Raw genomic sequence first — 10,503 nt, forward strand, 5'->3', positions numbered from 1 at the left:
TTAAATAATTGCTTTTCGTGTGACGACTGCGACGCCTTCTGGGGCCCAGACGGCTACTTTGGCAGTGCCTGTTACTCGGATCCAGCCTAGGCCCGAGATGACTAGGTCTGTCTTGTCCTTGATGTTAAAGACATGTTGGATTAGTTTTGGAAAATCTTCTTTTTCCTTGCTATTTGGTGGTGTTAGAAGGGTTCCAAGGTGCTTGTCGTAAAAGGCATTAGCTCCTTCTAACTTGGTACGATGAAGTTTGAGTTCATTGTCAAAGAAGGCTGTAAAACCTTGCTTTTCTCCTGCAATAAAGTCAAAGCGTCCCAATCCACCTAAAAATAGGGTTTGTTCAGGGTTTAGCTGATAGGTTTTGGGTTTGATTTCCTTTTTAGGACTGACATACTTGAGGTTTTTAGCCGTCAAGTAGTGAGCCATCTGGTGACGGTGGATAATCCCTGGCGTATCGTAGATATAAGATCCATCATCGAGTGGGATTTCAATCTTATCCAAGGTTGTTCCTGGGAAGCGTGAAGTTGTGATGACGTTCTGGTCACCTGTGATCTCCTGGATGATAGCATTGATAAGGGTTGATTTCCCGACATTGGTCACACCAACTACGTAAACATCACGTCCCTTACGGTAGTGCTCAATCTTATCGATTACTTCTCTGATGGCATGCTTATTTTGGGCAGAAGTCAAGACGACATCAACAGGACGCAAGCCTTCCTCGTGAGCACGCTCCATCAGCCACTGGCTAATCTTACCTGGTTTCACTGACTTAGGTAGGATATCTTTTTTGTTTCCAACCAAGAGCACATCATTTCCCGACACAAAGCGTGGCAAACCTGGGATAACAGAGCCATTGAAGTCAAAAATATCAATGACATTGACCACCAAGGCATCACTGTCTCCTACCTCGTGCAAGAGTTTGAGGAAATCATCATCCGTTAACTGAACATCTGTGATTTCATTATAATGACGAAGACGGAAACAACGCTGGCAATAAACTTCTCCAGTTTCCAAACCTTTTTCGAGTGCCGACTGGGGGGTGAAACCAAGCCCAGTCTTATCTGTAGTCTGAATAGTTGCTCCACAACCAATACAGAGAATTTCTTCCATAGTTAGATTCCTTTTTTATAAGTAATAGGGCCGTACTTTTCAGCGATTTTTCTCATCATACGACGCTCACGAGCTCGGTTAATCTGAGTCTTAATAGAGTCGTGTTGAACTAATGGTTTAACCAAAATCGAGCGAATACCTGCTCGATGGGCTGCTCGAATATCCGTCATTAGCTGGTCGCCAACCATGACCACTTGGTCTTTTTCATAGTGGAAATGTTTCATGGCACGGTTAATTCCTAGAGTAAAGGGCTTCAGTGCCCAGTAAACATAGTCAATATTAAATTTTTCAACTGCTCGTTTGACACGTTTGGGAGTATTGTTAGATACCACAATGATCCGTATGCCAGCATCACGCAGATCATGCAACCATTGCTTCATCTCTACTGTTCCATCTGGATTATTCCAAGCAATCAGGGTATTGTCCAAATCCACCAAAACAGCTTTGATTCCCTGTTTTTGCAGGCTTTGAACTGTCAGATCATAAACTGCTTCCACGGCAAAATCTGGCATATAATTTTCAATCGCCATTCTGTCTCCTTCTCTTTTATTTTCTAGTAATTTTCTTCAGCCATTGAGATAAGGCTGCCCATAAAATCAAACTTGCTATTAAGATATAAATCCAAGCATTGGGCTCTTCTGTAAATGGCAGAGGGACATTCATTCCGAAAAATCCTGTAATGACTGCAAGAATGGCTAGCAAAACTGAGATAATGGTCAAGGTTGTCAAACTATCATTCAGGTTATTGTTTAGGATGTTGTTGTAAGAAGCGGAGAGTTGTTGCAAGACTTGAGAAATCAAATCTGTCATGGACACCAACTGATGAGCTTCAATCATAGCATCATCAAACTGCTCTCTTTCCACTTCGTTAAAGTTCCGATAAAGCGCGTGTCCTTGGATATGTTCCAAGAGGAGGCGATTTTGTTTAGCCGCAGCTGTCAAGTAAACCATACCAGTTTCCAAGTCAGAGAGGGCAAAGAGATTTTTTTTAGTGGTTGTTTGACGTAACAAGGCACTGATTTCATCCTTACTTTTATCCATCTGTTCAATGACGGGATAATAAGCATTGCTGATAAGCTCTAAACCGGCAAATAGAAACTTGTAGATTGAAATGATTTCATGATTTTCAAGATAGCCTAGCATCTGATCAATGACATAAGCGTTCTTATGATTGCTGATGGTAATCATTCGTTGTTTTTCAACGATAAAGGTCATGGGAATGGCTTCATAGTATTCCTTGTCCTTCTCTAAGTCAAGAACGTTGTAGATAAAGGTCACTGTCCCATTTTCACGGTTATAATCCATGTGGGCTCGTTCGTTTCTATCCAGCGCATACTCGATGGTTTCTTTATCCAATCCATAGATTTCAGATAAATCTTCAAGATTTTTGATGATTTCCACATCTAGATTAATCCAGGTACAACCATTTCCTAACTGCTTATCTAAAAACATCGTTTCTCCTTCACCAAACTCTTTCTATTGTACCATAAATCAAGTAAAATTTCAGTTCTCTTCTTTTCTTGAAAAATTGCTAACGACGGTGATATTCCTATTAGGAACAAAATGAAGAGCTTGGTCATCACTTCGCAATTGAGTTGTCCGAATTCCAACACTAACGACTTTCCCCGATACAGTAATAGGGCCATTGGTCAAAACAACTTCATCTCCGACATCCAACTGGCGTTCAAAGAGAATAAAGAAGCCGTTGATGACATCTGATAGAAAGCCTTGTGCCCCCATACCGATAGCCACTCCAGCAATCCCAGCCCCAGCAAGCAAGCTAGATACAGGCAACCCTAAGATAGACAAGATACAGTAAATCAAGAAGAAATAAAGTGTGTAGTTAAAAATATTCTCAAGCAAACGAGAAATGGTCTTTTGTCTACCTGCATCTCGATTTGAAAATTTAAGTGAAGGTTTAACAATCTTTCGTACAGCAACATGGAGGAACTTTTTAGCTATATAGAATAGAAGGATAAGAAGTAGAAGAGAAATCACCTTGGTCAAGAGATTTTCTAAAACAGTTGTTACATCTAATTTATCCAGATAACGTTGAAAAAATTCTTGCATATAAAACTCCTTTTCTATTCATTATACCATAAATCCTTCCTCGCCATCCTTTTCATAAATATTCATTTATTCTAATAAAATCTATAAGACACTTGCTTTTCAAGTATATTTATACTATAATCATAAACAATACACAAAAAGGAGACCTTTATGAAAAGAATTATTCGTGCTTGGAACAAAACAAATCTTATCAAACGGATCGGAATCGGAATGACCTTAGGAGCAATTCTGGGTCTACTCGTTCCTAATCTAACTGGCATCGGTTTATTGGGAGATTTATTTGTAGGAGGACTAAAGGCCATCGCCCCTATCCTAGTTTTTGCTTTAGTCGCTAACGCCCTTTCCCAACACCAGAAAGGTCAAGATAGCAATATGAAAAAAGTCATTTTCCTCTATTTGCTGGGGACCTTTGCTGCGGCTCTTGTAGCAGTTTTGGCTAGCTTTCTCTTCCCTGTTCAGATGGTCTTGAGTAGTGCTAGTACAGAAGTTACTCCTCCAGACGGCATCGGACAAGTACTCAGTAATCTCCTACTAAAAATAGTAGACAATCCTGTCAATGCCATCATCGAAGCTAACTATATCGGAATTTTGTCTTGGGCTATCGTCTTTGGGATTGCCATGCGAGAAGCTAGCAAAAATAGCAAGGAACTACTCAAAACAATGGCCAGTGTGACTTCAAAAATCGTCGAATGGATCATCAACCTTGCGCCATTTGGTATCCTCGGGTTAGTCTTCGAAACCATCTCTGGCCAAGGTATTGCGAGTTTAGCAAATTACGGAATCTTACTCGGACTTTTGATTGCCACTATGGTTTTCGTTGCCCTAGTGATCAATCCTCTGATTTCTTTTCTCTTTATCAAGAAAAATCCTTATCCACTTGTTTGGAAATGTTTGCGTATCAGCGGAGTCACAGCCTTTTTCACTCGAAGCTCAGCTGCAAATATCCCTGTTAATATGAAACTTTGTGAGGATCTAGGACTTAATCCAGATACCTATTCTGTCTCTATCCCACTTGGATCAACTATCAATATGGCTGGAGCTGCTGTTACCATCAACATCTTAACCCTAGCAGCTGTCAATACCCTTGGAATCTCAGTTGATTTTGCAACAGCCTTTGTACTCAGTATCGTTGCAGCTATCTCAGCCTGTGGGGCTTCTGGTATTGCTGGAGGCTCACTCCTTCTCATCCCTGTTGCATGTAGTCTCTTTGGGATTACCAATGATATCGCTATGCAGGTTGTGGGTGTCGGATTTGTCATCGGTGTTATCCAAGACTCTTGCGAAACAGCTCTCAACTCTTCAACCGATGTGCTCTTTACAGCAGTTGCCGAATTTTCCTCTGCTCGCAATAAATAATCAAGGAGGTTGGGACAAAAAATCCCGACCTCACTTTTCATTAACAATCAAACTTTGACGCGGTAGCTGATTGAACTTTTTGTTCGTCTTTTAGACTCCAAAAAGCTCCTAATCATCCTCGCGGGGCTGGGACGACGAAATCGAGACTTTGTCTATCGATTTCTGTCCCACCGCCTTTGTCTGGTTTCTATCATTCAGTTTAGGAAATGTCTCATGTCTATCACCCAACGTACTTTTAAACTCATTCTGGCAACCTGTTTAGCCTGTGTTCTAGCCTACTTTCTGGATTTATCTTCAGCAGTGTCCGCTGGTATCATTGCCCTATTGAGCTTATCGGATACCCGTCGAAGCACCATTAAGCTAGCTCGCAATCGTTTATTTTCAACCCTTCTTGCTCTTTTCATTGGTGTCCTTTCCTTTCAAATGACTGGCTACCACATCTGGAGTTTTGGTCTCTATTTGGCCCTCTATGTCCCTCTGGCCTATAAACTTGGCTGGGAGATTGGCATTACCCCGAGTAGTGTCCTGGTCAGTCATCTCTTGGTTCAGAAGTCTACATCACCAGAACTGCTAGTGAATGAACTCCTCCTATTTCTGATCGGTACGGGATTTGCCTTGACTGTCAATCTTTACATGCCTTCTCGGCAAGAAGAAATCCATCTCTATCATCTCAAGGTAGAAGAAAAACTCAAACACATCCTACAACGTTTTGAATATTATCTTGGAAAGGGCGATGGTCGTAACCGTGCCCAACTCGTTGAAGAACTGGATCAGCTTCTTGAAGAAGCTCTCAAACTGGTCTATCTTGATCACTCTGACCACCTCTTTCATCAGACCGACTATCATATCCACTATTTCGAAATGAGACAGAGACAGAGTCGCATTCTTCGTAATATGGCCCAGCAAATCAACACCTGTAATCTAGCCGCAAGCGAAAGCCTAATCCTTGCCCAGCTATTCGCTAAAACTGCGGATCAACTCAGCCAGACCAATCCTGCCAACGATTTATTAAATGATATTGAAAGCTACCTGCAGGTATTTCGCAATCGTAACCTCCCTAAAACAAGGGAAGAATTTGAAACACGCGCAACCTTACTTCAACTCCTGCGCGAATTGGAAAACTTTATTCAACTGAAAGTTGACTTCTATCAACGCTATTCTGAAGAAAAAAGCAATCTATCATCATAAACAAAACACCTTTTGAACTGCGAAAACTTGCAATTCAAAAGGTGTTTTTCTGTCTCGAACCTAGCTAACTAGTGAATCTTACTAAGTAGCAAAATTGCTATGAACTCCTAATGATAGACTTATCTTTCCCTTAAGAAGTATAGATGGAATTTCTAAACTCATTTGATTCTTTGAGGTAGGCTTTATATATAGCTTTTTTCAACTTCTGAACAGGAGTTTCAATGAAACGGTATTGTTTTTGGCTGATATTTCCTGCTTTAATCTGAGCAAGTTCTTCTTTTACCGCTTCTTCCATCAATTGCTTCATTCGTTCAGGACTTGAAATCACTTCCTGCTTACCTTTATAGTCAATGGTAATCGGTTTTAACTTACTGATATTCGCGATCCGTTCATCCATTTGTTCCTTCTTGAATTGAGCATAGGTCTTACCAGCTAATATTTTTCCAAAGATATATTGGTCTGACAAGGGACGATTCTCGTTTTCAGCATCTTGCTTGTACTGATTAGAGACATAAGGAACGAAACCTTCGTAGTAACCAAGACCTGCCATGAGTTCAAAGGCTTGTTTTCTAAAGCTGATATCGCCACTCATCCCCTTGTCATTTTCGTTTACACCATAAATCGTATCAAACATATCAATGGTATAATAACCATTAGCATCTACTTTACCTGTAGCCGTGAACCCCTTGATAATATAGCGATTTACTACGATGTGATTGTCAATCAAGCTATGAACATCGCCTAGCTTGCTAGCATCTGCCTCTGTCAAGGCCTTGATTTCCTCACTCTGGTGGGTTGGTTTGACAGATGGATTTGGATAAGAAACAGGAGTTCTTGAACCACTTGTCGCAGTCGGCAAGAGTTGCTTGAAGTAGACTGCCTTATCCGCTGCTGACAATCCTCGACTTGCCTCAGCTTCTAGATAATCCAAAGTATAGAGAACATCGAAACTACCGTGCATATATTCTTTCAAATCTGCGGCTGATTTAAAGCGCTCAGGTGTCTTGTTGTAGAAACTGTCTTTGTCACTCTCGTCATAGACAAAGTTCAAGTTAAAGTAGGTATCTGTTTCAGGAGTGTAGGAATTTTCAAAGATTCCACGTGCATAGAATTCTGCCCCAGTACCATCTCGTCGACCATAATTATTAAAGAGGACTGTGCGATCCAACAAGTGAGTCATTTCATGAGAATAGGTTGCTGACCCTCGATCGTCCAAGACCCTATCAATAAAGTAACGCACACCAGCACCATTTGCCTCAGCACCAACTGATTGGGACGGAGAATACATGCCTAGAGTAGACATGAAGTCCTTGACTCCCTTATCCGCCTCTGGTCCAAACTCCTTAGACCAGGCTTCCTTGATGCCTGCATTTTGCTTGCTAGTATACTTTTTCATAGTATCCACAATCAAACGGTTGGTTACTAGTTTTGATTGATTGTCTTTTTTAGTGATTCTATAAAGCGTATCAACATAAGCAGCCTGACGCTCAGCCGTCAATTCAACCAGAGCCTTCACTTTTTCCAATTCAGCCTTATATTGAGCAGGATTGCTTTGAGCCAGTGAGGTATCCATATAAGTTCCGATATTTCCGTAGGAAACAGTTGCCATATTAGTAATGGCATAGATGCTCGGTTCCTTGATGTTTACTAGGCCTAGAAGGGTAGCCATGTTATATTGTTTACGATTATCAATCTGTTGAGGTTCTGCCCCATACTTGGCAGGATCAGAGGTCAACTTCGTGTAAAGACTGACATTCTCATCTGTCTTCTCTTTGGATTTCTTCTCAACAACGATGGCTTTTGTAGCATCCTTCAACCAAGTATCACCATCCATGTTTGTAAAGGTAGTTCGGTTATAGTCAAGGAAGTCTAATAGGGTTGACTTATCGGTTACTTTTCCAAAGTAAGTTTCAAATGTTCGTGGGCTATTGACCAGTTTCATCTCATCATAGTTCATTGAACCCAGAGATGTTAGCCATTCTAATGACGTCACCTTCTTGCCAAAGGAGCTTGGATTGTAGGCAAGAATATCACGGATGTTGGTCTTGCCAAAATCAATATTGTAGAAACGATTGATATAGGTTAAACCTAGGAGAATCTTTTCCTTATTAGCTTCTAAATCTGCCTGAACCTTAGCTCTGCTTTCCGCTGTATTTCCGAGCACACTCAAGGTATGGGCTACAACTTTTTTAAGGTCTGTATCTAGGGTCTTTTTCGTTTCTTCAAGTGTGTCTTTAATAGATAATCTCTCTAGATATTCTTTGCGAAGGACTTCTTTAACCTCTTCATCTGTAATAGTAGGATTTGTCTTTTTGAGTTCAATCTTCTTACTAATTACATCTCGCCCCAGAATATTTGGCCTGAGGGCATTTGTCACGTAAGCATTGGAAAGCAAATCCACAGCCTTCATTCCTTGGCTAGCAGGTCGTACATCGATAGCATTTTCTAACTCCGTATTCACTGGAAGAAGATGAGGTTTGTTTTCTTTGGTTCCCACCAAGATGACCTTTGGCTTCATTGCTTTTGTCACAGTACTTGTTTCCGTGTGTGATAGCATTTCACCTGTTTGAGGATTCACTTCATAAACTCTGGTAGTGGTAGTCTCCCCAGGCTCTCCCTGACTTTCTACTTTTTCAAGATCCTTATCAAGTCTTGAATCCTGACGACGTTCCTCCTTGATTGGAATTGGGGTCACAATAGTTTGGACATTTCCGACCTTCACTACCTTATCAATTGGAGCTGTTACTTCCTTTTGGTGATCTCTTTCTGTAACCTGACCTGTCTGAGTATCTACTTGGTAGGTAGTCGTCGTTTTTTCGCTTCCTTCCTTACCTGGAACAGCAACTTTTTCTGTTTGATAAGGAAGTGAAGGGTCCGCTTCATATATCGTACTATTTGCGATGACCCTTGTTTCTACACTTGGTTTGGTCCCAACTAGAACAACCTCATCTACCTTTTCCACCAGAGTTTTTGATGTACTAGACTCTGTAATCTGACCACTGGTTTGATCTCTTGTATATTGGGTAGTGGTTTCTACTTGTCCATTGACCCCATGTGTTTTCGTTTTTCTAGAACCGACTTCTTGGCTGTCATCTGCTTGATAGATTGTTTTATATGGGATTGTTTGGGTGTCAACTTTTGGTTGTGGTACAGGTAAAGGCTCTTTTTTAGTCCCTACAAGGATGATTTCTGGAACCGGGGCTCTTGTTATTTCATTAGAAACCAGTTTGCGATTTTCCTTGCCATTGACAGTCGTCACTTCTGTTAAGATAGTACGCTCACCTGATAGACCTGCTTGAATAATACGAGTTTGACCCTTAAGCAAGTCTGGATCTTCCTGATGAATAGTATCATAGGCAACGGCTTCTGTTGTAACCTCTAGCTCTGGTTTCACCTCTTCCAAACTTGGTGCACCTTCACTTGGGATTGAGGTAGATTCTACCTTAGTACCTACTGCGATAATTTCGGTAACGGGCGCGGTCGTAACTTCATTAGAGACCTGCTTGCGAGTTTCCTTGCCATCGACAGTCGTCACTTCCGTTAAAATAGTACGCTCACCTGATAGGCCTGCTTGGATAATACGAGTTTGACCCTTAAGCAAGTCTGGATCGTCCTGATGAATAGTGTCATAAGCAACGGCTTCTGTCGTTACTTCAAGCTCAGGCTTCTCTTGGACTAAGCTTGGAGTACCTTCACTTGGAATTGAGGTAGATTCTACCTTAGTACCTACTGCGATGATTTCGGAAATTGGCTCCAAAGTCACAGTATTGGATTTGACTTGGCGGACTTCTTTGCCAGCCACAGTCGTCACTTCCGTTAAAATAGTACGCTCACCTGATAGGCCTGATCGGATAAGGCGGGTTTCACCCTTAAGTAAGTCTGGATCGTCCTGATGAATAGTGTCATAGGCAATGGCTTCTGTCGTAACTTCAAGCTCCGGCTTCTCCTCGACCAAGCTCGGAGCACCTTCACTTGGAATTGAAGTGGATTCTACCTTAGTGCCTACTGCTATGATTTCGGTAACTGGTTCTAAGGTTACAGTATTGGATTTGACCTGGCGGACTTCCTTGCCATCTACAGTCGTCACTTCCGTTAAGATCGTGCGCTCACCTGCAACCCCTGCTTGGATAAGGCGGGTTTCACCCTTGAGTAAGTCTGGATCTTCCTGATGAATAGTATCATAAGCAACGGCTTCTGTCGTAACCTCAAGCTCTGGCTTCACCTCTTCTAAACTTGGGACACCTTCACTTGGAATTGAGGTGGACTCTACCTTAGTGCCTACTGCTATGATTTTGGTAACTGGCGCCAAGGTTACAGTGTTGGATTTGACTTGGCGGACTTCCTTGCCATCTACAGTCGTCACTTCTGTTAAGATAGTGCGCTCGCCTACAACCCCTGCTCGGACAAGGCGGGTTTCACCCTTAAGCAAGTCTGGATTTTCCTGATGAATTGTGTCATAGGCAACGGCTTCTGTCGTGACCTCTAGCTCTGGTTTCACCTCGACCAAGCTTGGTGCTCCCTCACTTGGGATTGAGGTGGATTCTACCTTAGTGCCTACTGCGATAATTTCTGAAACTGGCTCCAAAGTTACAGTGTTGGATTTGACTTGGCGGTCTTCCTTACCATCTACAGTCGTGACTTCCGTTAAAATAGTACGCTCGCCTACAACCCCTGCTCGGACAAGGCGGGTTTCACCCTTAAGCAAGTCTGGATTTTCCTGATGAATTGTGTCATAGGCAACGGCTTCTGTCGTGACCTCTAGCTCTGGTTTCACCTCGACCA

Annotated in this window: 7 protein-coding genes; 2 read left to right on the plus strand and 5 right to left on the minus strand. The window is 42.0% G+C overall.

Annotated elements, in window-relative coordinates:
• From yqeH to QM374_RS04895, 4 genes are read right to left on the minus strand one after another with little or no spacing between them, the layout of a single operon-like run.
• The gene (gene yqeH / locus QM374_RS04880; RefSeq protein ID WP_414311042.1) at positions 1–1,107 is read right to left on the minus strand and encodes a ribosome biogenesis GTPase YqeH; all 1,107 of its coding nucleotides are present in this window, start codon (positions 1,105–1,107) and stop codon (positions 1–3) included.
• Between the two features lie 2 nt (positions 1,108–1,109).
• Entirely contained in the window at positions 1,110–1,637 is a 528-nt protein-coding gene (locus QM374_RS04885) for a YqeG family HAD IIIA-type phosphatase (protein WP_248035262.1), read from the minus strand.
• 16 nt (positions 1,638–1,653) lie between these two features.
• Positions 1,654–2,559, minus strand: coding sequence for a magnesium transporter CorA family protein (locus tag QM374_RS04890; RefSeq protein ID WP_075231455.1), 906 nt, complete (start codon positions 2,557–2,559; stop codon positions 1,654–1,656).
• A gap of 51 nt (positions 2,560–2,610) precedes the next feature.
• Positions 2,611–3,177: a mechanosensitive ion channel family protein gene (locus tag QM374_RS04895; RefSeq protein WP_248035264.1), complete on the minus strand. Its 567-nt coding sequence runs from the start codon at positions 3,175–3,177 to the stop codon at positions 2,611–2,613.
• A gap of 150 nt (positions 3,178–3,327) precedes the next feature.
• Between QM374_RS04895 and sstT the strand changes: the two genes are divergently transcribed.
• Both sstT and QM374_RS04905 read left to right on the plus strand, forming a co-directional pair.
• Complete coding sequence (gene sstT, locus QM374_RS04900) at positions 3,328–4,533, plus strand: serine/threonine transporter SstT (RefSeq protein ID WP_414311043.1); 1,206 nt, start codon at positions 3,328–3,330, stop codon at positions 4,531–4,533.
• Between the two features lie 213 nt (positions 4,534–4,746).
• Entirely contained in the window at positions 4,747–5,721 is a 975-nt protein-coding gene (locus QM374_RS04905; RefSeq protein WP_414311044.1) for an aromatic acid exporter family protein, read from the plus strand.
• A 130-nt stretch (positions 5,722–5,851) separates the two neighbouring features.
• Here QM374_RS04905 and QM374_RS04910 read toward each other — a convergent pair.
• On the minus strand, positions 5,852–10,503 hold a 4,652-nt coding region (locus QM374_RS04910), incomplete at its 5' end, for a G5 domain-containing protein (RefSeq protein WP_414311045.1).

It is taken from the genome of Streptococcus infantis (assembly GCF_047465525.1).
Lineage (GTDB): Bacteria > Bacillota > Bacilli > Lactobacillales > Streptococcaceae > Streptococcus > Streptococcus infantis_R.

Excerpts from the sequence above, each read along its gene's own strand:
- yqeH (WP_414311042.1), bottom strand. The coding sequence starts at position 1,107 with ATGGAAGAAATTCTCTGTATTGGTTGTGGAGCAACTATTCAGACTACA.
- QM374_RS04885 (WP_248035262.1), bottom strand. The coding sequence starts at position 1,637 with ATGGCGATTGAAAATTATATGCCAGATTTTGCCGTGGAAGCAGTTTAT.
- QM374_RS04890 (WP_075231455.1), bottom strand. The coding sequence starts at position 2,559 with ATGTTTTTAGATAAGCAGTTAGGAAATGGTTGTACCTGGATTAATCTA.
- QM374_RS04895 (WP_248035264.1), bottom strand. The coding sequence starts at position 3,177 with ATGCAAGAATTTTTTCAACGTTATCTGGATAAATTAGATGTAACAACT.
- sstT (WP_414311043.1), top strand. The coding sequence starts at position 3,328 with ATGAAAAGAATTATTCGTGCTTGGAACAAAACAAATCTTATCAAACGG.
- QM374_RS04905 (WP_414311044.1), top strand. The coding sequence starts at position 4,747 with ATGTCTATCACCCAACGTACTTTTAAACTCATTCTGGCAACCTGTTTA.